Origin of the sequence: Stappia sp. TSB10P1A (assembly GCF_900185725.1) — a bacterium.
Classification (GTDB): Bacteria; Pseudomonadota; Alphaproteobacteria; order Rhizobiales; family Stappiaceae; genus Stappia.
Window position 1 is genome coordinate 254,206 of sequence record NZ_FYAU01000026.1, and the last position, 20,757, is coordinate 274,962.

Genomic DNA, 20,757 nt, shown 5'->3' on the forward strand with positions numbered 1-20,757 from the left:
CCTATGGCTATCGGTAGAAAAATTCGGAAGTTCGGACCTTGTTTACTTGGTCTTCTTGTTGACGGCGGGGGCCTCTCCGAGGCCCAGCCTTGCCGCATGCCAGGACGCTTCGGCGCGCGAGGAAATACCGAGCTTGCGGTAGATGTCCTTGATATAGCTGGCCACCGTATTGTCCGAAATTCCCAGCGTGTCGGCCACCTCGCCATTGCGCAGCCCCCGGCCGATCAAGCTCAGCACCTCGCGCTCGCGCCCCGTCAGATTGTCTTCCGGGGCGGCCGGGCCCGTTCTCTTGAAATGCTCCATGATCCGGCGCGCGACCGAAGGCGAGAGCGCGGGGATACCCTCGGCCATCTGCTTGAGCTGCCGCACAAGCAACTCTTGGGGCTGCTCCTTGAGCAGATAGCCCTGGGCACCGGCTGAAAGCGCGCCCACGATCGATGCGTCATCGCCCATCACGGTGGTGACGACACAGACGGCTTGGGAGCGCAGGAGGCGCAGATTGCGCAACACATCGAGGCCGGACCCGTCCGGCAGGCCAAGATCGATCAGCGCGACGTCGTAGTCGCGCGCCGCCGCCTGTGCGATGCCTGCGCGCATGCTCGCCGCTTCGTGGATTTCGGCCTCGTCGAAAGCCGCGGTGACGATCTCGCTCAGCCAGCGGCGGGTTTCACTCAGGTCCTCGACGATGAGTATCTTTGTCATTGCGCAATCCGTGCAACATCTATCGCGAACTCTGCCTCAATACGGGTGCCGCCGGCCCCGCTTGCGACGTTGAAGCGGCCGCCCAGGCTTGTCACGCGCGCCTGCATATTGGCGAGCCCGTTGCCGGCCTGGACGCTGCCGGGATCGAAACCGGCGCCGTCATCGGTGACGGAGAGCTTTATGATATCCCCCTCGAGCCGAACCGTGACGCTGATCGTTTCCGGCTGCCCATGCTTGAGTGCATTCTGGACCGCCTCGCGGACGACCGAGCGCACCGTATGCGCGGCGGTCAGCGGCAGGATCGCGGAGCCGGCATTCTCCACTGTCCATTTCATTTTCACGCCGGCGGCGAACAGATGCTCGGAGATTTGCGAGCGCAGGTCGGCCAGCATCTCATCGAAGGAGAGGTCGGGATTGGAGGCGTTGTTGATAATGTCGCGCAGGTCCGTCAGCGTCTCGCGGATCATCATGTCCTTGCGGGCCAGCCCGGGGCTGTGCAGCGCGCCCATCAGTTGCACACCGATATTGTCGTGAATGTCGCGGGCGATGCGTTCACGCTCCTCGGCGACGCCTTTTTCGTAGGCTTCCCGGCTCTCCAGCGCATTGGCCAGCATGGCCGTGAGCTCGGCCGCCAACTCCGCGTCACGCAGGGAAAACAGCTTTCGCCCCCCGCCCGCATAGTCCAGACGATAGTCTGGCAGGCCACGGGGACCCGGCACGGCGAGCGCCAGACCGTCATCGATCAGCGCTGGAGCCTCCGCCTTGCCGGGTGCGATGGACAGCGGGCGAAACGCATCCTCCAGGAGTGCGCGCCAGCGCGCCTGCTGGTCACGGCCCGGCGGGGTGAGCGCCACGTCCATCACCTGGCGGAACAGGTTTCCCCGCGCAGGCTCGGCGCGGCGCAGCACAAGACGCGCCAGCATGTCGCGCAGGGGCAGCCAGGCCAGCGCCACGATCAGCAGCGACAGCGCGAAGGCCGGTGCGCGCTCATCGACAATGGTGACGATGAGGATGGCATCGAGCGCAAGAAGAAGAAGCACGCCGACAACATAGAAGAGAATGCGGAAGGCCCATTCATCGAGCTGGAACAGGCGATACCGGGCAACCCCGAGCGCAACCCCTACATAGACCAGCAGGAAGAACAGGAACGCTTCACCCTGCGAGACGACGGCACCGATCCCCAACGCATTGGGCGCTATGACCGTGACGACGAAGCCACCGGCCCCCACGATCACCGCCAGCCCAAGCCAGGCGAGCGCCGCCCGGTCGCGCGGGTGCCCGCGCGTGACCTTGAACTGGATGGCGACCAGAATGACGATGGTGAGCATGGCAAGAACCACCGCCAGATGGAAACCCAATCCCGGCCCGCCCGCCAGTTGCCGGATATCCACGATCTGCCAGGCACCGAGAACAACAGTGGGAACCGCCAACCAGCGGGGCGACACCAGCCTTCGGGGATAGACGAGAAACAGCCCGATCATGCCCACGCCGAAGGTGAGTGCTCCGATGTGGTTAAATGTAGAAAGAACCCGGAACAGTCCGCCCGGAAGCGCCAGTTCCCGTGTGGAATAGACGGCGGCTGGGAAGGCCGAGATCATCAAGCCCGCGCCCGCCACCAGCAAAAAGCGTGTCGCCCATTCGCCGCGCCTCAACGCCCAGATCCACGCCCCGATCCAGAAACCGGCAAGCCCCACGCCGATCTGCATCCAGAAAGCCACCGGCAAAGAGGAGACCGGGCGCTGTCGACCGGGAGAGACTGAGTAGGTTTGTGTTTGGCCCAGAAACGCGACGCCCAGTTCAACCCCGCCGATGCTGCGCAGAACCGCGGCAATCTCATCCTGCCGCGCGAAGAAGGCGCGCATATCGGCATAAGTCTCGAGTGCGTCCGGTTCCTCCACGAGATCGCCGGGTTCAAGCCGGACCCTCCTTCCGTCTGAACCTGCGATCTCCACCAAGGACGCGACAGACGCGGGTATTCCCGCGCCCGGCTGCTCGGCTGCCGGGCTGTCCTGCTCTATTGCGTCGATCCACAAACCGTCGAAGCTGACCGGAATTGCCAGTCTGGGTTCAGCCGCGAGCTTGAGCCCCAGCCAGCGCTGATCCATCGCCAGACCCAGCATAACCGCCGCCAGAGCTACGCTGAGTGCGATGGCAGTCGACAGCAGGACGTTGGGGGTGAAGCGGACAAGCAAAAGCCGAGGCCTCCTGTGGCAACGGAAAGGTCAAGGTCAAGCTGCAGCAGGCGACAGCGGACGCCCGGCGGTTCAACTCCTACCTAACCTATTGCCGCACCTCTTTGCCATAACCCCCCTGAACAGGGGGTGCCCCGCTAGACGCGTTGGCCTGACCCTGTGGTCCCAGGTGTGGAGATCGGCGCTGGGAAACGGATATGGCGATGATGCCGCCTGCGTGCCGAACGGTGGCTTTGCCCAGACGACGGGCAGCAGGCCCGAGCGAGGGGGGGGACATGAAGGCGTTCGCGGTCATCCTGGCACTGTCCATCGGATTTCCGAACGGGTCGGCAAAGTCAATCGAACGCGCCGAGGCCCACCTCGATTGCCTCGGCCTTTACGCCCTGCTCAAGATGGCGGCGCCGACCTTCGCCAATCTGGCCGAAGAGCGCATGGACCGGGTCCGGCAGAGCTATTTCCGCGACCTGCCCTTTCCTTCACCCGTGCCCATGCCGCTGACCAGCGGCGAGATGGAAGAGCAGGCCAGCGCGCGGATGCGGGCGCGCGGGGCACGACTTGCAGACACGGTTTCCGAGGAGGATGTGACGCGCGAAACCGATGCCTTTCTTGCCGACATTCACGCCTGCGACGCCCGCTATGGTCTTGCACCGACCCCGACACCCTGGCGGGATTGATACCCCCTGAACAGGGGGGTGCGGGGATGCAAGCACTGTCCGATCCTGCGGCAACAGGAGGATAGCCCCCATGAAAGCGACACCCGCCCGTCTCGCCCTTGTCATGTCCGCGGCGCCCGGCTTTCCCGCCTGGGCGCGGCTCCCCGCCGGCGGCGAAGGCATCAGCGGCCTCCATGCCGGGAGCGATCTGCGCGAACACGGTGAACATGGCGTCGTGCCGGACATTGCGGTCAGCGACTTCGAGGGCCGAACGGAGTTGTGCATCGACGGCACGCTGGGCTTCGGTCCTGTTCTCGCCGGAGCGAACCGTGAATTTGCTGATGCCGCGGGCAGCTTCGCGATCTGCGGGTTCCTCCTGACAAAGCCGCGCGGCGTCAACAATGCCGGTCATATCGAATTGCAGCGCGAAGAGTGGCTGCCCGAAACGGGGGTTTACGGTTCAGCCAGTTTCCACGGCAAAGCGGCCCGGCACGATAGCGGATTGTGGCAGATCGCCGGCACACCTCTGGCCGGGCCGAAATCGGAACTCTGTTCCGATCTGATCGCTCCCCGGTCCTGCCATCGACAGCGGATCGGCGACCAATGACCAGCGCCCTCGAACAGAGCCAGCATGGCCATTTCTTCCGGCCTGGTCGGCTTCGCCGACAACGGGCCTATTGGCTGGACGGCGCCGTGCTGCATTGGCGCATTGGCTCCAGAGAGGGCCATGTGGCGCTCACCGATATCGCGTCCCTGCGCCTCAACCTGCCCGCGCCCCCCCGGCTGGCGGCGAGCTGCGTGCTGGTCGAGAAAACGGGCCGGGTCCACAAGCTCTCGGACATCTACTGGCCGCGCTGGACGAGGGAGGAACGCCCCTATTGGGGCCGGCTCCAGCGGCGCGAGGCCACGTTTCGCGCCCTGACCTTCACTCTGGCGCGCCGGCTGAACAAGGCCAACCCGGACGCTATTCTCGAAACGGGGCCGGGCCGAGCCGAATGGCTCGCTACCTGCGTCGTGGCCCTGCTCGCCGCCGCCATCGTCATCGTCGGTATCGCGCTGATGGTTGTTCACGGCAGGTTCGAGCCTGCTGCCGCTGCCTTCATGGCCGTCGCTGCGATCTATCTGCCCGTGCTCTGGCCGGTCATCCGTTCGGGCGGCCCCAAACCGCTCCACCCGGACACCTTGCACAACGCCAACCCACCACCCGACTGGGTGGATTGGTGATCTGACTCTACGTGCCCCCCTGAAGAGGGGGGAGAACCGACCGCGCTGTCCCGACAAGATGACATTGACAACTATCCAGAGGGAAAATCCAAATGAAGCATCCGCTCAAGATCGCCCTGGCCCTGTCCGTAGCGGCACTTCTATCCGCCTGCAGCACAGCCGACATGGAACATTTCACATCCGGCGGTCCGGGCGTTTGGCCGAACGGCACGTCCTACGGCTCGTCCACGTCTGTTCGCACCTACCAGCCCCCCAGGTGCTACCAGACATCGCGCACGCATCAGACATGCTACAACTGACGAAGCGCGGGTAGCGGGGCGCTGGCCCAGGGGCACCCATGCGGTCGATCATGTTCAGCATCGTCTTCGCCGCTATCGTCGCGGCGCCCGCGCATGCCCAGCTTCCCTTCACCCTGCGGGACTGCCTCGCCGATCGGGACGCGGACGCCAGGCTCCATATCTGCTCGATCATGTCCGGCACCGAGGAGGAAAAGGCGTTGAGCGACATGCAGGGCGCCATCGCCGATTTCCGGCAGGTGATCGAGGAGAACCCGGAGCATATCGGCGCCCGTCAGGCTCTTGCTGACATGGCTGCACAGCCATGACGCACGAAACGGAGGCGCCCGTCATGACCTTGCGCAGAAAGATCACCGTGGTCGCCCTTGTCGTGCTCGGCGTCCTTCTGGCAGCGGGCGCGTTGCTGGGCTTCTGCGACGTCTACCAGAACCATATCGCCAGGGATTGCGGGGCTGAGTGCGGCACGCCACCGTCCGACGGAACCGTTAGCGGCGGGTTTTGAGGGATGGCAGGGGCAAGTGATCGCTACGAGCATCATTTCCATGAGCACACCGTCGATCAGTACGACAATCTGCTGACGCTGGCGCGCTATCTGGTCGTCAATGCCGGGAAGATCGACGCCGCTGGCGGGCTGCTGTTCGATCGCGCCTATATGCCGGACTTCGAGCCGATGCCCGAGGGTATTGCCGCTCATCCCCCCGCCGCCCTGCCGCCGCTGGCCCATGGTCCTTTGGCCGGCATCGCGGCGCTGCCCGGCGAGGACTGGCAAGACTATTGCGAACGCGCTTTCGGCATCGAAATTCTACCCTACGACCCCTTCTGCCTGTGGCTGCAATCGCCGCTCTGGGCCAGGACCGAACCGAGCGCCAAGGGTGCGGGGCTCCGGATCGTCTATCTGCTCGATGTCGGCGTGCCGCACAATCATGTCGAGATTTCCATGGGCCAGGCCTGGACCGATTATGACAAAACCGGCTTTCTGTGGGACAAACTCGATCTGCCCCTCGAACTCTTCAAAACCGGGGTTCACACGCCGATCCGGGAATGGCCCGAATGGATCGGCGCGTCCACGCTCAACGCGCGCCGCGCCGCCATCACGCTCAATGCGGACAATCTGCGCGAAACCCTGATCGAACGCGACATCGCCCGGCCCGAGGATATTGCGGGCCTGAGCGACGAGGACATCCGTCAGCTCGAGTTCACGACTGGCGCGTTGCCGCGCAGCTACCGCGATGTGCTTTCCCTGATCGGCCATCGGGCCGGGCGGCTGGTGGACGACCGCGAACTCCAGATCTACGCTGATCAGTTGCCCGAGGTGAACCGCATGGGACGCGAAAGGCGCGCGGAATGGGAGGCGGAGGGGGGCGATCCCGTTCCCGACGACGCCATCTTCATCGGCGCGCGCTATGGCATGTCACCCTGGTTCATCCTGCAGGACAGCCGCACCCACTTCCCCCCTCGCGGGGATTCCCCTGTCTTCCTCTTCGATACGGATACGGGAAAAGTCACGCAGACCTCGATCAGCGTCTGGGGCTGGGTCGAGGGGCTGGTCCGCGATGCCGAAACCTTCATCGCCGAGGGCATCCCCGAGAAGAACGCCCGCCGGGGCTATTCTTCCGGCCTCCCGCCCCTGGCGATGAAGTACAAGCAGCAAGCGGAAAGGGATCGCAATATCACCATCGCCATGATGGCGGGCGCAGTGCTGCTCGGCGTCGTTCTCAGCCTCGTATATCTACTGACGACCTGACCGGCACGAACAGCCGGCGTGCCAATGCCGCGCAGGCGATGGCGGCAAGGAGATGCGCGGCGATGACAAAGACATACTCGGCAGGCGTTTCGACGCGCAAGGGGTCCTTGCCCCCGAAGTCGGGAAGGCCGAGGCCCAGTGGAACGGCAAGCGCCACAAGCCCGCAAAGGGCTGCGAGGACAAGTGGGACGGTGCCGGTGCGCCGATACCAGAGCGCCATGGCAAGGCCGACGAGGATCCCCTGGAGCCAGCCGCACGCGAAGGCCATGTAGATGCCGACAACGACGACAAAGATCAGGCCCTTCAATGAACCGGAGGGCATGAACCGAACGAACTCCAGCAAATCGCCAAGGCCGAGGGGGGCGACAATGACGATCCCCACGAGCGGCCCGAGGACGGCGAACAGCGCCACGATGCCGGCAAACCGCCGCCAGCAACGCCGGTGCCGCCGATCCGCTTCAGCCATGGGTTCAGTCGTCACTACTCCCCCTTCCCAAATTGCCGGGATTGCCGACGCTATCGGAAAATCCGGCGCACGATCCACGTGCAGACGACCGTCGCCAGCACGTGCGCGACAAGCAGCGCACCAACCCAGCGCACCAGTCCTTCCGGCGGCACCACCGCGGTGACCGCAATCGACATCAGCAGCCAGACAAAGAGCGCGACAACGAGCGCGGTCCGCCAGGAGATCTCGCCCTTGCGCCGGTCGCGAAATGCGACCGCAAGACCGACCGCCACAGCGGATATGCTTCCGAAGGCATAGGCTCCTATGGCGAAAAGCGCTGTTCCCATCACGATGCCGCCCCAGAACAGCCGGGCGATGTCGGAAAAATCGCCCCGGGCGATCTCGACACCCACGGCATAGACCGCGAAAAGCCCGTTCACCGAAAACGCACCCATTAACGGGCCGAGCAGGGCATAACTGGCGACGATTGCGATAGGCCGTCCCCAGGATTGCGAACGCGGCCGAGGCTGACCCGCCCTCGTCGGGTTTGGCATGTTCATTGGTTTTCCCCCATTCCGGATCTGCTCGACACGGCTGGACGGCCGAAGATCACCCGCGCCACCAGCCAGCACAGGCCTGCCGCGGTCAAATGCGCGAGCAGCATGGCGAGTTGTGCGATCCGTTCGCCTTCCGAAGCCCAGGCAGGATCGCCCTGACGCAAAGCGGCAAGACCACCCAGCGCCAGGGCGCCACCAAGGGCGACATGAAGGGAGATCACCCCTTTGCGGGTATCCCACGCGGCCGTCGCAACGCCAATCAACAGCGCCGGGACGCCCCCAACGATGTAGGACAGCGGCAGGCCGAACGCGGTGCCGAGCAGCAGCATCCCCGAGAACATGCGGGTCCTCGCCATCCAGCCGTCGACGGCAAGGTCCGAACTTGCAGCCAGCGTGGCAAGAAGGATCGAGATGGCCAACCCGCCGACCGGCGGTCCGAGCACCGCAAACACGGCCACGATGCCGGCGAAACGGCGGATGGAGGGTTGGGGTTTGCTGTCCTGGACCTGCCGCATATCTGTCATGATGACAGGCTGCACGTCGACACCGGGGGCCGCACCCCCCCGTTCAGGGGGGTGCCGGATTCCTGCGACACCATACGCTCACGTCATGTCGGAGAGCCTCGTCAGTATCGTCACCCTCACCGCTTTCGCCGTCGGCCTGTTTTATCTCATAGGCGGCGTCGCCCACATGCGCTCGCTGGTCCTGGATTCGATGGCCGGCGAACTTCTCACTATGCTGGGCGATGGCGAGGCCGGCCGAGAGCGCTGGCGCGTGCGCGTGCTGACGGCCGGGGCGGCGCTGACCTTTGCCTCCGGGCTTTCGCTGCTGGCGCTATCGCGCTGGACATTGCCGCTCTTTGTCGCCAACGCGGCGCTGCAAGGCTTCTATCTTGTCTGGGCGACGCGCGCCTTCTCGCCGCAAGAGGGTGCGGAACCGAAGGGCCGCCGAAGCACGGTCCGCGCCTTCATCCTCTATCTCGCGGCGCTCGGCTTCGTCGTCGCGCTCGACCGGCTCGGCCTGTGGCACGTCTGGCTCGAGCCCGTCCTTGTCGAACTGGCGGTCATCGCCGCGCCGACAATCGCGATTTCGTTGTTCTTCCAACGACGGAGCAGACCGGCGAGCACCTCTTCCCGCCCGGCGCTGGACCAACGGCCTGTCGAAGCGACGGAGCCACCGGCGCGCCCTGAACGCCTGCGGCTCATGCCCGAGTATCACTGCGCACCGCTCTGGGACGACGTGCGCGGAAACAACATTGACCCCGGCGACCTCGGGTTGAGCCCTGAATTGTTGCAACGCCTCCATAGCTGGGATGCCCTGTTTCAGGCGACCTTCGATGAGGCCGATCCCTTCGCCTCCGGATTTGGCGACATCGCGGCAGAGCACGCCTGGGCCAAACAAGGCAATGCCATCGTACAGGCCCTCGCAAAAGAGTGGCCTGGACCGCTCAGCAACCAGATTTCCGCACTCGCCATGCTGGTGCGCGATGCCCGCCAAGACCTTGGGCCTTGGGACGAGCTTCCCGAGGATCGCCTTGCGGCGATCGGGGAGAAATGCGGCGTTGCGGAGATTGTGGCCGCCATCGTCTGGCTCGACGAGCTGTCTCGCGAAACCGACGCCTTGCCGGAGTGGGATGGCGACAGCCAGGACGACATCGCAAGAGCGCGGGCAATGCTCCACGGCATTCTGGCGAGGGTTCCCGGCCGCTATATCGAGATCGTCGCCAGCGGTCTGCAAAGCCCGGAATGGCATACCCGTGTCCATATCGCCATGGCGTTGGCCGGGCACGACCGCGCTCGCGCCCTGCCGATCCTGCGCGATGCGCTGACGCGCGAGGAAGACGAAACCGCCCGCCAACTGATCGCCATCATATTGGCTGATGCCGAAAGTGAGGGACAATGACACGAGGCAGTCCGAACCGCATTGCCAGCCTCGCGCTGATTGCTGCCACCATGAGCGCGCCGGTGGCACTGGCCCAGGATTTCTCCCCCTATTTCAAGACGACCGGCAGGGGCGCCTATGACCTCTACAACGACACAGTCCTGTGCAGCGCGGTGCTGGAGCGGGCGCTCGAAACCGACCCGAAGGGCGAACAGCGCCCGGAGTTCGGCAAGGGCATCACCTACACCGTCAACTTCGCGCGGTTCCTGCTTGAAAGCGGCGATGTCGTCGACATGAGCGGAGCGATCCTCGCGCCCGACAACCTCCCCGTCGACCGGCGCAATGCCCGCGCCGACTGGCAGGCCGTTCTCTTTTCGCTCGAGGAAGAAGGCAAGACCCCGGATGCCGAGATCGCCCGCTGCCTTCGTCTTTACGGACATGACTGGGAATGATGGTGCCACAGGGCTGGGCCGAATTCGACCTGCGCACGGCCCTAGGGCCGCATATCGGGCTCGGCGATGTGTTCTGATCCCCCCTGTTCAGGGGGGTGAGCGCAGTTCCGGCGGTCGATAACCTGCCGGCACGATTTCGCGGATTGGAGGATAGCGATGCGTTTCTTGGGTACTGTCAACGCGGTTCGTTCCCTTCTGCTCGCTATCGCACTCACCCTTTCATTGACCATCCCCGCCTTCGCGCAGAGCTTCGAGGACGGCCAGACCGCCGCGCAACAGGGAGACCCCGCCTCCGCCATCGCGATCTGGACGCCATTGGCCGAGGCCGGGAATCCGGACGCGCAGTACTGGCTGGCGGAGTCCTATTGGGGCGGTTGGTGGGGCGTGCCCGAAAACCCTGAGCGAAGAGCGTACTGGCATATGCGCGCCGCCGAACAGGGTCATGCTCCATCCTTCGTCCAGTTGGGTCGGATGTACGACTCGGGCCATCATTTCGCGCAGGACGATGCCGCAGCCGCTGAGTGGTATGCCCGTGCCGCCGAAGCGGGAAACGCGGACGGCCAGTATACGCTTGCCCATCTTTATCAGGAAGGTCGCGGCGTAGCACAGGATCTGGAACGGGCGCACATCCTTTGGGAAACCGCCACCCTGCAGGGTCACGAAGCCGCCAGGCTCGAACTGTGTGAGAGATCCGGCCGCTTCTGCCGTACCTGCGTCGCTGATCCCCAGACGTTCGAGATACGGCAGTTGCGGGGAAGTGACCCGATGTCATTTCTCGAGGAACAGGAACTCATGACCGCCTCGTGGGCCTGGGACGATGAGATCATCATCGAAGGAAAAACCTACAGGAAATCGGGTCTGCCGCAGGTCCGCACGTTCGATGTGCTCGAGTTCTTTGCCTTCAGGGACAAGGTGCCGTTCATGATCGACAGTGGAGATGGACCGGAGCCCAACGTGATCTACGCGCTCTACAAGGGCCTGGACTGCGAAGTGCAGCCTTACCGGATCGTCTTCTGAGAGCCGTCCTCCCGGACCTGCGCCTTCGCGCCGTGGTCGATCTGCAGGACCCTTCACAACAAGAGGCTCTTGTGATGTGCAATTTGGCCCCAGGTGCGGCAATTATCGCGATCTGCTCCCTTACCTTGTCCCTATCCGCCGCCCCGACCTTTGCCGGCATGGTGACGTTTCAATCCACGCGGTTCTCGACCGCCAAGCCGGTGCCGCATCTCCATTACGAAGGCGATGTCGTGCCGGGCGATCTCGATCGGATCGTCGCGGCAGTCCGTCAGTATGTCGACTGCGATCCCAGGACGCTGCCCGATACGGGTGGGAACTGCGCCGTCTTAACCATGACCAGCGAGGGCGGAAACTATGTCGAAGGCCTCAAAATCGCGCATTTCCTCCGCGAAAACGCCATCGCCACCTGGGTTAAGACAGGTTCCTATTGCTATTCGGCCTGCGCCTTCGCCTTTCTCGGCGGCTCGGGCCATTCGTCCTGGCCAGCGACGGGAGACTATATCGACCGCATCATCGAGCCCGGCGCCGCGCTCGGCTTCCACGCGCCCTATGTGACGGCGGACTCGCTTGGCCAACTCGTCGCCCAATATGGCGTCGAGGAGGTCCTGGGCGGCAACCGCGAAAGCATCGCCCTGATGATCGACCAACTCGTCTACTGGAATGTCGATGACGGCGTACTCTCGCGCATCACCAATATGGGCGCCGACGAGGCCTATACCGCATCCACCGCGCAAGATCTCTATCTGCTGCGCACCGCCCTGCCGAACGCGCCGCGCCGGATGTGGGCGCCAGACCCGGCCGAGGCACTGCGCAATGCCTGCATGCGGCTGCTCGCCCATCATCAAGACGTCTGGCCCTATGACGTGCGGGACAGGGTGTCGGGCGAGATCATCTACAATCTGGGGACCGATGATCGCGGATGGGATCTGTCGGGATACCAGCTCGTCGGCGCTCCCGGCGGGCTGACCGTTTCCTATTGCGCTGTCCACACCGCGGATGCTCATCTGGGTGCCAACGCGGACGTCGCGCTCTATTATGGCCCTGGCGTCGAAGGCCATATGCGCCCTGCGCTGACCTTCTTCCACCGGCCCGAAGGCTGGTCCACCCTCGCCACCGGCGGGGTGGCTGCCCAGCGCATTTTCCAGAAGGGCGGCATCGGCCATTTCTTCATGCCGCCTGACGCCGAGCTTGGCGGCGCCCATGCCCTGACCTGGCGGCTGGTGGGCGAGGACTTTTTGAAGACCGGTCGGCTCGGACAATACCCCCCTGAACACGGGGGTGAGCGCGGCATCCTCCGCCGCTAGCCTGCATCCAGGGTTTGATGGATCGGGAGGATTGAGATGCGGTTTTCGGGTTTCGCAGGCTGGATGAGGGTTGCGCTCGCTGGCGGAACCACGACACTGGCGGTGCTTGGCGCCGCGCCTGCGACGGCCCATGCCGAAACACCCGATGACGCGGCTTTTGTCGCCGCCTTTGGCGAGGTCTGCATCCCCAAGCGATTGAGCTATCGGGGTACGCTGGCGCTGGCCGAGGAACTGGGTTGGCGTCCTGTCGTCACTGGTGACAACGCAGAATACGACCGGTTCATTACCCATGCCGCCGACCTGCTGGCACGCGAGGTCGCGGAAGACCCGGACTTGTACCAAGGATCGGGCGGCGCGTGGTTCACCCGCCAGATCGGCGGTCGCTCCCATCTTCTGACGGTCAGCTACCTGCTGACCGGGGTCATGGATACCATGGGGTGCCATCTCTACGACTTCGGAGCCGCAGCGCCCCTCGATCCCGAGGCGGTGACGAGGTTGCTGGGACAGCCCATCGCCTACACCACGGATGGCGGCGACCCATTCTACGCCGTCGATCCGGCCGTGCTCGTCACCACCGTCTGGGGGCCGCCGCCCGACCTGCCGCGCACGCTCGACACCTATCTCACCTTCATTCCCGAAGGCAGCGAGGTGGCAGCTAAGACGGGGTTCACAGGTTTGACGCTCAAATTCTCGACCTCGTTGCCGGATCGCGCGGAGTTCGAACAATGACAAGGCTGTTGACCGCCGCCGCGCTCTTCCTTCTTCCCCTGGCTGCGCTGGCCCAGGGTCCGGTCGTCGGCCCGGCGACCTGCGAGGCCGAGCGGGCCGTCTATGAAATGACCGCCCCCGATACGGACGAGGTCTGGCGCATCGGCCTTGTGCCGGCGCGCAACATGGCCAGCATCGCCTCCGATCTCTATCTCAAGCTGACCACGCCCCGGCGCGACTACTGGTTCACCTTCTCCGTCTCCCAGGGCTATGCCGGCATATCGGTCTTTCCCGTCACCGATCCATACGCGGAAGGAGGCCCGCGCGACCTGCTCGGCCCGCCCTTCGGTGCGAACCCCAACGGCGTCACCGATCCCGACATCCTGAACGCCCTGCATTTCTTCACGCTCGACGCCGAACTCAATATTGCCTTCGAGCCTCCCATGAGCGGCGAGGAGGCGCCGCCCTATATCATGCTGCCCGAGATCGGCCGCGCGCTCTGGTACGACGCCGCGGCGCTGACCGACGATGAAACCGCCGACCGAGATCCGATGCCGCGCGGCGTGTTCAGGCGCACGGGTTGCCTGGTCGCTCCGCATCCACAGGCAGGGCTATGAGAGCGGCCCTCCTCGCCCTGCTTGCAGCCCTCACGCTGCCCGTCCCGGCCAGCGCCGAGTGGAGTTGCTCCGATGCAACCTATGCGTCCGAGGTTTGCCCGTGGTTCCGTGAGGCGCCGTGGTTCGGTGAAGCGGCGGATGGCTATGCGACGCCGGGCGTGGGAATGCGGTGGTCGAGCGACGGCTACCCTCCCGGCAGCGCGGCCATGAACTGGAACGACGGCATCTATGTCATCGCCACCCTTCCAGCCGCCGGGCCGCGTGACGCCGCCGCGCTGCTGGTCGACATCGCCTATGAACCACATTGGCAGCAGGGTCAGGCGCGCGCCCTCACGCCGGAAGCCGTGATCGTGCGGCTGGGGGAAAAGGAGTGGCGCGCCGACGCGCCGGAGTACCCGCTGCCTACTTCGGACCGGGTCCACTGGCCGCCGCTCTATGTCGAAGGAAATCTCTACCGTTTCACCTTCGGCCCCGATCTTGTCGCCGCCATGCTGGCCGCCAGCGCCACCGCGCCGCACAGCTACCGGGACATCTTTCTCAGTGACGATCCAGCGGCGGTGCTGCGTTTCGAAATCCTCTTCCGCGACGCCGATGGCGGCATGGTGTCCTCGAACGACATTCTCGAGATCAACAGCGGAATATGCGAAACAAATTGCCAGCCGCGCCTGTCCCTTGCCGGCTTTGCCGAGGCTTATGACGGGAGCGCGGCGGATGCCAATAAGTGAGCCTACGTCGGCAAGCGAGACGTCGCCCCCGGTTCCGCCATCCTGGTTCGAGGGTCTGACAGGCGGAGAGATGCCGCTCCGCATCGCCGCCGCTACCGCGCTCGACGACTTCGCGGATGCGCTGAGCAATGCCCCGCGCTGGCTGCTGGAAACGGGGAGCGGCGGCGCGATAACGCTACGGGTTTGCTCGCACCGCCAGGGGGAACGGCTCGAAATCCTGGTAGAGTGGGCCGGCGAGCGTGCGCAGATCGTCCTTGAACCGCACGCTTCGGACTGGCTGTCGATTGCCGCAGTGTGTAGAGGCCAAGAGGTCTTTCGCGCCTGGCTCGACCGCCCCTATGAAGAATTTGAGTTCTGGCCCGAAGGTGCGGCGATCCCAAGGCGCAGGAGGATCGATGCACCAGGACGCATCGGCAAGCGGCGCAACTGGATCAACCTCTCGGCAGCGGCATGGCCGCAATTGGCGCGGTTCGCCAATGCGGCCGGCATCGTGGCGGCGATTGAAGCGGGAGGGCCGGTGCCGGAAAGGTCGGGTCAGCCGTGACACTGCGTGCGGGACATCGGCGCAGGTTGCGCGCCGGTTTGGTGGTCGCCGCAGCGCTGGCGCTCGCTGGGTGCTACGAGACGCAGATCCCGATCGTCACGCAGCAGAACGCTCACGCCAGCCCGGTGATACCCGATGGCCGATATTGCGAGATGACTTTCGAGGATACCCGCCCGGTCACGGGGATTGGCCAGTGCATCACCCTGACCTGGGTGGACGGAGCCAATGGCTGGCGCACAGACAATCTTCTGCTTCCGGGCGACGAGCATGGCGTCTCCATACGCGCCCGCAAGCTGGGTCACGGAAACGACGCGGTCGGCCTCAGTGGCTTCTTCATGGTGCAGGCCGGCCCGCAACCTCGTCAGGCCGCCATTGGCGGGCGAGCGGTTCCTGTCGCCACGGCCCGCCTGATGGCGGTGCTGAGTAGGGGTGACATGTTCGCGATTGTCGATGCGCGCCTGCGGCAGGAGGACATCATCACCCGCGCACGAGAGCGGGATGTCGGGCTTGCGATCAGTGAGCGCCGGCCGACCATCGCATTCTTGAGCCGGCTTATATTGGACAGGGCAGACCTCGTCGGAGCCTGGCTGGCGCGCGAACTGACCCACGAGGTCCATGCCGCCGCCTTTCCTGGGGCGGAGCCGGAAAGGAATGCGATCCGAATCTTCGTCCCTGGCGACGTCGCCGACAGGGAGGGGCCGGATGGGCTGGCTGAGCGCGCCCGGACGATGCTCGATGCGGTGGTGTTCGAGGCCGGCGTTCTCAATCAGGCGCTGGGTCTCGGCCAGCCGCCGGCCCGGATCGATCCCGGCCTGCTCGATCGGACCACACCGCAGGTATCGCCCGCGCCTTCGTCTCCGCCCCGGACGCCATCACCGGCGCAACCCGCGCCTTCTGCCATGGCTGCGGCCGTCCAGGCCCCCTACGACAGGTTTCGGCGCTGCATGGGATTGCTGGAAAGTGCCCAGTCATATGCCACCGTCCTGTCGGTCTCTCTCGGAAACATGGCAAGGGAGGCGCACTTTGCCGGCCGCACTGAGACAGCCGGCAAAGTGCGGGGGCTGCGGGATGCAGTGAAAAATGAGATGGCCGTGCTCACCGCGCTCAAGGCGCATTGGGTGGATCTGGAGGAACGATTTCAAGCCCTCGGAGCAGACCGACGGGCGGGCGAAGCAAGCTTCCTTCTCGGCAAGACGGAATTCGGCATGCCGGACGAGAGCCGCCTATGGTCCGGTGGCGGAGAATTGAGAGCCGCCTTTCAAAAATTGCAGACCAACAAGGATACCGTGACGGCCTGTTTCAGTTCGATGACGACACCATAGAGAGTGCCGCTGACCTTGCCCCTGTGTGGCCTGCTGCCGGTTTTTCGGACACCAGGTTAAGCTGACATAGCTTGTTCCTCGATCTCGACGGGGCGGAGATGATCGAGTGCCAAGTGCGTCGCCGAGGGTTGGAGACGCGCTCGATGTCGTCGAACACATCCGCCCTCGCCTCATCCCGCGCCCTGTAGATCTTGCGGACCGCCCGCTTGGTTTTCAGCGAGGAGAAGAAGTTCCCAGCCGCAGCAATGTCCCGGCCGAATTCTGCCGGGAAGCGACGGCTGGATCTGGACGGGATGATCGGCTCGGTTCCTCGTCCGGTCAGGACGTCGCGCAACCGGTTCGCGTCGAAGGCCCCGTCGGCGTAGGCGAACTCGCCCGGCACCGGCCAGGTCTGCCGCACGAACCAGTCGCGTGGAGATGAGAGCCGCCTATGGCGGCGTAGGGCGGGTGCGAACCGGTCCGGCTCTTCGCCGTTGCAACTCCGCTCCCGCCTATTGCAGCTTCTTGAGGAGGCGATGCAGGGTGCGCTGCTCGGCGGAGGTGAGAGGAGCCAGCGTTTCGGCGCTGACCTTCAAGCCGAGCGGCGCGGTCGCCCTGAACCGGGCCCAGCCTTCGGCGGTGAGCGAGATGAGCTGGCGGCGACGGTCGGACGGGTCGCGGTCGGCGCGCAGCAGGCCACGGGCGGTCAGCCGGTCGACGACGCCCTTGGTGGTCGCGACATCGAGACCGACCGTGCGCCCGAGCTGGTTCTGGGAGACCGATCCAAGCTCGGTAAGCCGGGCAAGCACGGCGAACTGCGTCGGCGTCAGATCACCGATGTGCTCGGAAAACAGCACCGCGTTGCGCTGGTAGGCCTTACGCAGAAGATAGCCGACCTGCTCGTCGATCACATAGCCGTGGTCGGGAGACAGGGAGGCCTCCTCGACCGTGTCGTCGGACTTGCTCGTCACGAATATGTCCCGGTTGTTGCCGCGGAGCGGCGATCCTCACACGGAGAGATAGGCATCCCGTATCTCCGGCTGGGCTTCAAGTTCGGGGAAACTCCCATCGAACTTCTTCTCTCCCCCCTCGATGATGACGGCACGGTCGGCAACCATGCGGGCGAAGTGAAGGTTCTGCTCGGAAATGATGACCGTCAACCCCTCCTGCTTCAACCGTACGATGGTATGGGCCATCTGTTCCACGATCACCGGCGCGATGCCCTCCGAGGGCTCGTCGAGCAGCAGCAGTTTCGGATTGCCCATCAGCGTGCGGGCGATGGTGAGCATCTGCTGTTCGCCGCCGGACAGGGCCTTGCCGCGATTGTGGCGCCGCTCCCAAAGGTTGGGGAACAGCTCAAACAGGGTCTCCACCTTCCAGTTGGGCGCGCCCTGGCGGCGCGGCTGGCGGCCGACCTCCAGGTTCTCCAGGATGGTGAGATCCGAGAAGATCCTGCGCTCTTCCGGCACATAGCCGAGGCCAAGCCGCGCGACCTTGTGCGAAGGCAGACCGACCAGCGAGGTCCCGTCGAACCGGATCTCACCGGAGCGCGGCCGCACGAGCTGCATCACCGACTTCATCGTCGTGGTCTTGCCCGCGCCGTTGCGCCCGAGCAGGGCAACGACCTGACCCCGGCCCACGGAGAACCCGAGATCGCTCAGGATATGCGCCTTGCCGTAGTAGCTGTTGACATCGTGCAGCTCAAGCATCGGCGCCCTCCGTCGCGAACAGCGTGCCGCCGCCGAGATAGACCTCCTGCACGCGCGCATTCGCGCGCACCTCCGCCGCCGACCCCTCGGCGATCAACTCGCCCCGGTTCAGCACCATGATGTGGTGGGAATGGGCGAAGACGACGTCCATGTCATGCTCCGTGAACAGCACGCTGACGCCGCGCTCGCGCACGATATCGGCCGTGAGCTGCATCAACCTGATCCTTTCGCGGGGAGCCATGCCCGCCGTCGGCTCGTCCATCAGCAGCAGGCGCGGCCCGTGGGCGAGCGCAATCGCCAGTTCCAGGCGCTTGAGGTCGCCATAGGCCAGAATGGCGCAGGCGCGGTCCGCCTGATCCGCCATGCCCACGGTCTCCAGCAGCGCCATCGCCTCCTCGCGATAGAGCCTGTGGGCGCGCGGCAGCATCGCGAACAGCCGGCGGTGATGGGAGATCAGCGCCATCTGCACGTTCTCGGCCACGGTCATGCTCTGGTAGGTGCCGGTGATCTGGAACGTGCGGCCGACCCCCAGGCGCCAGATCTCGCGGGGTGGCCGCCCGGTGATGTCGCGACCATCGAACAGAACCCGGCCGGAGGTCGGCTTGAGCTGGCCCATCAGCATGTTGAAGCAGGTGGACTTGCCGGCGCCGTTGGGACCGATCAGGGCCTTCAGTTCGCCCGGCGCGACCTCGAAGCTGACGCCATTGACGGCCTTGATGCCTCCGAAATGCTTGGCAAGGTTCTCCACCTTCAGAACGGCGGTCATCTCGAGGCCTCCTCTTGCCGGCCGAGGCCGATGCGGTCGGCAACCTTGCGCAGCGTACCGACGATGCCGTCCGGTGCGATGATGACGACGCAGATGATCAGGAGCCCCATGATCAGCCGCCAGTATTCGAGACGGATGAGCCAGTCCTTGACCCCTTCGAGGAAGGTGGCGCCGACCACGCCCCCCGAAAGCGTCTTCACGCCGCCGAGGAAGACGACGATGAGGGCGTCGAAACTCTTGGAGATCTGCATCTCGTTCGGAAAGACGGAGCCCTTCGAGAACACGAACAGCGCACCCGCGACGCCGGCGATGGCGCCGGCCAGCGCGAAGCCGATCCATTGCACCCGGCGCACGTCGATGCCGGTCGCCTCCGCCTGGCGGGCACTGTCCCGCGTCGCCCGCAAGGCATAGCCGAACGGCGAGTGGACCACATGGCGCAGGAACAGGATGCCCGCCGTCACGAACACCAGGGTGAAGTAGTAGTAGGACGTCGTGCCGGAAAGCCAGGCGGACGGCCAGATGTTGACAAGGCCGTCGTCGCCGCCCGTGACCTCGTTCCACTGGAAGACCAGAGACCAGCCGAGCTGACTGAAGGCGAGGGTGAGCATGGCGAAATAGACGCCGCTGAGGCGGATGCAGAACCAGCCGACGACCAGCGCGATCAGACCGGCGGAGATCGGCGCCAGCAGGAAGGCGACCTCCATCGGCGTATCGGCATAAGTGATGAGCAGCGCCGCGACATAGGCGCCCGCCCCGTAGAACACCGCATGGCCGAAGCTGACGAGACCGCCCGTGCTGAGGATGAACTGCAGCGAGGCGGCAAACAGGCAGAAGATCAGGATGTCGATGACGAGGACCTGGGAGAAGCTCGAGCCGAACACCGGCAGCAGCGCCAGGGCCAGCAGCAGCAGACCCGTCAGGGCGCGGCCCAGCGTGCCGAAGGGCCGCACCGGGCGATCCGGCTCTCCGACCTGACCGTGCTCGCCCGCCTTCTCCTCGCGCCCGAACAGGCCATAGGGCCGGATCAGCAGCACGATGGCCATCACCACATACATCAGCACCAGCGTGCTCTGCGGCAGATAAGCGACGCCGAACACGTTGAGCACCGAGATCAGCACGGAAGCGAGGAAGGCGCCGGTGACCGAGCCCATGCCGCCGATCACCACGACGACGAACACCGCCGAGATGATGTTGAGATCCATCAGCAGGTCGGCGCCGCCCTTGGGCAGTTGGATCGCGCCGCCCAGACCGGCCAGCGCCGAGCCGAGGAAGAACACGCCGGTGAACAGCCACGCCTGATTGACGCCGAGCGCGCCGACCATCTCGCGGTCCTGTGTCGCCGCCCGCACCAGGATGCCGATCCGCGTCCTGGTGATCAGCCACCACAACGCGAACAGGATGAAGGGGGTGATGGCGATCAGCGCCAGATCGTATTGCGGCACCGGCTCGCCGAGGATGCGCACGACCGAGGTCAGGCCGGGGGCCCGCGGACCGAGCCTGTCCTCCGCCCCCCAGACCATCAGCGCGAGATCCTGGATGACGAGGATCACGCCAAAGGTGGCGACAAGCTGAAACAGCTCCGGCGCCCGGTAGACGGGTCGCAGAACACAGATCTCGATGACCACGCCGATCAGGCCGACGATCAGGCCCGACAGCAGGATCGAGCCCCAGAAACCGAAATGCCCCGGCAACGCGGCCATGAGCGTGACGCCGACATAGGCGCCGAGCATGTAGAGCGATCCATGCGCAAAATTAACGATGCGCGTCACGCCGAAGATCAGCGACAGACCGGAGGCGACCAGGAAGAGCGCTGCCGCATTCGCAAGTCCTGTGAGGATCTGTGCCACAAAGAGACCCATGGCGTTCTTTCTACCGACGATAAGGAGGGGGCGTTGCCCGCCGCAACGGGAGCGGCGGGCC

Annotated in this window: 25 protein-coding genes; 15 read left to right on the forward strand and 10 right to left on the reverse strand. The window is 65.0% G+C overall.

Going from position 1 to position 20,757, the window contains the following annotated elements:
• Positions 1-42 precede the first annotated feature (42 nt).
• Together TSB10P1A_RS12595 and TSB10P1A_RS12600 are read right to left on the reverse strand one after the other, a co-directional pair.
• Entirely contained in the window at positions 43-702 is a 660-nt protein-coding gene (locus tag TSB10P1A_RS12595; protein WP_186388270.1) for a response regulator transcription factor, read from the reverse strand.
• On the reverse strand, positions 699-2,894 hold the full coding sequence (locus TSB10P1A_RS12600; protein ID WP_186388271.1) for an ATP-binding protein: 2,196 nt from the start codon (positions 2,892-2,894) through the stop codon (positions 699-701). Before TSB10P1A_RS12600 ends, TSB10P1A_RS12595 begins: the two co-directional genes overlap by 4 nt.
• Before the next feature lie 197 nt (positions 2,895-3,091).
• Between TSB10P1A_RS12600 and TSB10P1A_RS12605 the strand changes: the two genes are divergently transcribed.
• The 6 genes from TSB10P1A_RS12605 (at position 3,092) to TSB10P1A_RS12630 (ending at position 6,811) form a co-directional block, all read left to right on the forward strand.
• Positions 3,092-3,568: a hypothetical protein gene (locus tag TSB10P1A_RS12605; protein ID WP_186388272.1), complete on the forward strand. Its 477-nt coding sequence runs from the start codon at positions 3,092-3,094 to the stop codon at positions 3,566-3,568.
• A gap of 70 nt (positions 3,569-3,638) precedes the next feature.
• Positions 3,639-4,154 (forward strand): hypothetical protein, encoded by a 516-nt coding sequence (locus tag TSB10P1A_RS12610; protein WP_186388273.1) that lies wholly within the window; start codon positions 3,639-3,641, stop codon positions 4,152-4,154.
• The gene (locus TSB10P1A_RS12615) at positions 4,151-4,771 is read left to right on the forward strand and encodes a hypothetical protein (protein ID WP_186388274.1); all 621 of its coding nucleotides are present in this window, start codon (positions 4,151-4,153) and stop codon (positions 4,769-4,771) included. The genes TSB10P1A_RS12610 and TSB10P1A_RS12615 overlap by 4 nt, the downstream gene beginning before the upstream one ends.
• A gap of 337 nt (positions 4,772-5,108) precedes the next feature.
• Positions 5,109-5,375: a hypothetical protein gene (locus tag TSB10P1A_RS12620; RefSeq protein WP_186388275.1), complete on the forward strand. Its 267-nt coding sequence runs from the start codon at positions 5,109-5,111 to the stop codon at positions 5,373-5,375.
• 23 nt (positions 5,376-5,398) lie between these two features.
• Positions 5,399-5,569 (forward strand): hypothetical protein, encoded by a 171-nt coding sequence (locus TSB10P1A_RS12625; protein ID WP_186388276.1) that lies wholly within the window; start codon positions 5,399-5,401, stop codon positions 5,567-5,569.
• Positions 5,570-5,572: 3 nt separating this feature from the next.
• Entirely contained in the window at positions 5,573-6,811 is a 1,239-nt protein-coding gene (locus TSB10P1A_RS12630) for a hypothetical protein (RefSeq protein WP_186388277.1), read from the forward strand.
• Here TSB10P1A_RS12630 and TSB10P1A_RS12635 read toward each other — a convergent pair.
• The 3 genes from TSB10P1A_RS12635 to TSB10P1A_RS12645 form a co-directional block, all read right to left on the reverse strand.
• Positions 6,783-7,223, reverse strand: a complete 441-nt coding sequence (locus tag TSB10P1A_RS12635; protein ID WP_186388278.1) for a hypothetical protein — start codon at positions 7,221-7,223, stop codon at positions 6,783-6,785. The two genes, TSB10P1A_RS12630 and TSB10P1A_RS12635, sit on opposite strands and share 29 nt — an antisense overlap.
• A gap of 104 nt (positions 7,224-7,327) precedes the next feature.
• Positions 7,328-7,816, reverse strand: a complete 489-nt coding sequence (locus tag TSB10P1A_RS12640; RefSeq protein ID WP_186388279.1) for a hypothetical protein — start codon at positions 7,814-7,816, stop codon at positions 7,328-7,330.
• Positions 7,813-8,337: a hypothetical protein gene (locus TSB10P1A_RS12645; RefSeq protein WP_186388280.1), complete on the reverse strand. Its 525-nt coding sequence runs from the start codon at positions 8,335-8,337 to the stop codon at positions 7,813-7,815. The genes TSB10P1A_RS12640 and TSB10P1A_RS12645 overlap by 4 nt, the downstream gene beginning before the upstream one ends.
• Positions 8,338-8,422: 85 nt before the next feature.
• Here TSB10P1A_RS12645 and TSB10P1A_RS12650 point away from each other — a divergent pair, with 85 nt between their 5' ends.
• The 9 genes from TSB10P1A_RS12650 to TSB10P1A_RS12690 all read left to right on the forward strand — a co-directional run bounded on the left by TSB10P1A_RS12650 (position 8,423) and on the right by TSB10P1A_RS12690 (position 16,383).
• Positions 8,423-9,715 (forward strand): HEAT repeat domain-containing protein, encoded by a 1,293-nt coding sequence (locus TSB10P1A_RS12650; RefSeq protein WP_186388281.1) that lies wholly within the window; start codon positions 8,423-8,425, stop codon positions 9,713-9,715.
• Positions 9,712-10,146, forward strand: coding sequence for a hypothetical protein (locus TSB10P1A_RS12655; RefSeq protein ID WP_186388282.1), 435 nt, complete (start codon positions 9,712-9,714; stop codon positions 10,144-10,146). The genes TSB10P1A_RS12650 and TSB10P1A_RS12655 overlap by 4 nt, the downstream gene beginning before the upstream one ends.
• 156 nt (positions 10,147-10,302) lie before the next feature.
• Entirely contained in the window at positions 10,303-11,163 is an 861-nt protein-coding gene (locus TSB10P1A_RS12660) for a tetratricopeptide repeat protein (RefSeq protein WP_186388283.1), read from the forward strand.
• Between the two features lie 32 nt (positions 11,164-11,195).
• On the forward strand, positions 11,196-12,467 hold the full coding sequence (locus TSB10P1A_RS12665) for a hypothetical protein (protein ID WP_186388284.1): 1,272 nt from the start codon (positions 11,196-11,198) through the stop codon (positions 12,465-12,467).
• A gap of 36 nt (positions 12,468-12,503) precedes the next feature.
• A complete protein-coding gene (locus tag TSB10P1A_RS12670) occupies positions 12,504-13,196 on the forward strand; it encodes a hypothetical protein (RefSeq protein WP_186388285.1) in 693 nt (230 codons plus the stop codon).
• 8 nt (positions 13,197-13,204) lie between these two features.
• On the forward strand, positions 13,205-13,792 hold the full coding sequence (locus TSB10P1A_RS12675) for a hypothetical protein (protein ID WP_186388286.1): 588 nt from the start codon (positions 13,205-13,207) through the stop codon (positions 13,790-13,792).
• Positions 13,789-14,517, forward strand: coding sequence for a hypothetical protein (locus tag TSB10P1A_RS12680; RefSeq protein WP_186388287.1), 729 nt, complete (start codon positions 13,789-13,791; stop codon positions 14,515-14,517). The genes TSB10P1A_RS12675 and TSB10P1A_RS12680 overlap by 4 nt, the downstream gene beginning before the upstream one ends.
• A 70-nt stretch (positions 14,518-14,587) precedes the next feature.
• The gene (locus TSB10P1A_RS12685; protein WP_186388288.1) at positions 14,588-15,061 is read left to right on the forward strand and encodes a hypothetical protein; all 474 of its coding nucleotides are present in this window, start codon (positions 14,588-14,590) and stop codon (positions 15,059-15,061) included.
• Positions 15,058-16,383 carry a hypothetical protein gene (locus TSB10P1A_RS12690; protein WP_186388289.1) on the forward strand — a complete coding sequence of 442 codons (1,326 nt, stop codon included), beginning with the start codon at positions 15,058-15,060 and terminating at the stop codon, positions 16,381-16,383. The genes TSB10P1A_RS12685 and TSB10P1A_RS12690 overlap by 4 nt, the downstream gene beginning before the upstream one ends.
• Here the strand turns inward: TSB10P1A_RS12690 and TSB10P1A_RS12695 are convergent.
• The 5 genes from TSB10P1A_RS12695 to TSB10P1A_RS12715 all read right to left on the reverse strand — a co-directional run bounded on the left by TSB10P1A_RS12695 (position 16,361) and on the right by TSB10P1A_RS12715 (position 20,696).
• Positions 16,361-16,783 (reverse strand): hypothetical protein, encoded by a 423-nt coding sequence (locus tag TSB10P1A_RS12695; protein ID WP_186388290.1) that lies wholly within the window; start codon positions 16,781-16,783, stop codon positions 16,361-16,363. The genes TSB10P1A_RS12690 and TSB10P1A_RS12695 overlap by 23 nt on opposite strands.
• A 91-nt stretch (positions 16,784-16,874) precedes the next feature.
• Positions 16,875-17,333, reverse strand: coding sequence for a MarR family winged helix-turn-helix transcriptional regulator (locus TSB10P1A_RS12700; protein ID WP_186388291.1), 459 nt, complete (start codon positions 17,331-17,333; stop codon positions 16,875-16,877).
• Between the two features lie 36 nt (positions 17,334-17,369).
• A complete protein-coding gene (locus tag TSB10P1A_RS12705) occupies positions 17,370-18,071 on the reverse strand; it encodes an ABC transporter ATP-binding protein (RefSeq protein WP_186388292.1) in 702 nt (233 codons plus the stop codon).
• The gene (locus TSB10P1A_RS12710; RefSeq protein ID WP_186388293.1) at positions 18,064-18,837 is read right to left on the reverse strand and encodes an ABC transporter ATP-binding protein; all 774 of its coding nucleotides are present in this window, start codon (positions 18,835-18,837) and stop codon (positions 18,064-18,066) included. Before TSB10P1A_RS12710 ends, TSB10P1A_RS12705 begins: the two co-directional genes overlap by 8 nt.
• Positions 18,834-20,696, reverse strand: coding sequence for an ABC transporter permease (locus TSB10P1A_RS12715; protein WP_186388294.1), 1,863 nt, complete (start codon positions 20,694-20,696; stop codon positions 18,834-18,836). The genes TSB10P1A_RS12710 and TSB10P1A_RS12715 overlap by 4 nt, the downstream gene beginning before the upstream one ends.
• Positions 20,697-20,757 lie beyond the last annotated feature (61 nt).

Coding starts and splice junctions, on each gene's coding strand:
- TSB10P1A_RS12595 (WP_186388270.1), bottom strand. CDS start 702: ATGACAAAGATACTCATCGTCGAGGACCTGAGTGAAACCCGCCGCTGG.
- TSB10P1A_RS12605 (WP_186388272.1), top strand. CDS start 3,092: ATGGCGATGATGCCGCCTGCGTGCCGAACGGTGGCTTTGCCCAGACGA.
- TSB10P1A_RS12610 (WP_186388273.1), top strand. CDS start 3,639: ATGAAAGCGACACCCGCCCGTCTCGCCCTTGTCATGTCCGCGGCGCCC.
- TSB10P1A_RS12615 (WP_186388274.1), top strand. CDS start 4,151: ATGACCAGCGCCCTCGAACAGAGCCAGCATGGCCATTTCTTCCGGCCT.
- TSB10P1A_RS12620 (WP_186388275.1), top strand. CDS start 5,109: ATGCGGTCGATCATGTTCAGCATCGTCTTCGCCGCTATCGTCGCGGCG.
- TSB10P1A_RS12625 (WP_186388276.1), top strand. CDS start 5,399: ATGACCTTGCGCAGAAAGATCACCGTGGTCGCCCTTGTCGTGCTCGGC.
- TSB10P1A_RS12630 (WP_186388277.1), top strand. CDS start 5,573: ATGGCAGGGGCAAGTGATCGCTACGAGCATCATTTCCATGAGCACACC.
- TSB10P1A_RS12640 (WP_186388279.1), bottom strand. CDS start 7,816: ATGAACATGCCAAACCCGACGAGGGCGGGTCAGCCTCGGCCGCGTTCG.
- TSB10P1A_RS12645 (WP_186388280.1), bottom strand. CDS start 8,337: ATGACAGATATGCGGCAGGTCCAGGACAGCAAACCCCAACCCTCCATC.
- TSB10P1A_RS12650 (WP_186388281.1), top strand. CDS start 8,423: ATGTCGGAGAGCCTCGTCAGTATCGTCACCCTCACCGCTTTCGCCGTC.
- TSB10P1A_RS12655 (WP_186388282.1), top strand. CDS start 9,712: ATGACACGAGGCAGTCCGAACCGCATTGCCAGCCTCGCGCTGATTGCT.
- TSB10P1A_RS12660 (WP_186388283.1), top strand. CDS start 10,303: ATGCGTTTCTTGGGTACTGTCAACGCGGTTCGTTCCCTTCTGCTCGCT.
- TSB10P1A_RS12670 (WP_186388285.1), top strand. CDS start 12,504: ATGCGGTTTTCGGGTTTCGCAGGCTGGATGAGGGTTGCGCTCGCTGGC.
- TSB10P1A_RS12680 (WP_186388287.1), top strand. CDS start 13,789: ATGAGAGCGGCCCTCCTCGCCCTGCTTGCAGCCCTCACGCTGCCCGTC.
- TSB10P1A_RS12685 (WP_186388288.1), top strand. CDS start 14,588: ATGCCGCTCCGCATCGCCGCCGCTACCGCGCTCGACGACTTCGCGGAT.
- TSB10P1A_RS12705 (WP_186388292.1), bottom strand. CDS start 18,071: ATGCTTGAGCTGCACGATGTCAACAGCTACTACGGCAAGGCGCATATC.
- TSB10P1A_RS12710 (WP_186388293.1), bottom strand. CDS start 18,837: ATGACCGCCGTTCTGAAGGTGGAGAACCTTGCCAAGCATTTCGGAGGC.
- TSB10P1A_RS12715 (WP_186388294.1), bottom strand. CDS start 20,696: ATGGGTCTCTTTGTGGCACAGATCCTCACAGGACTTGCGAATGCGGCA.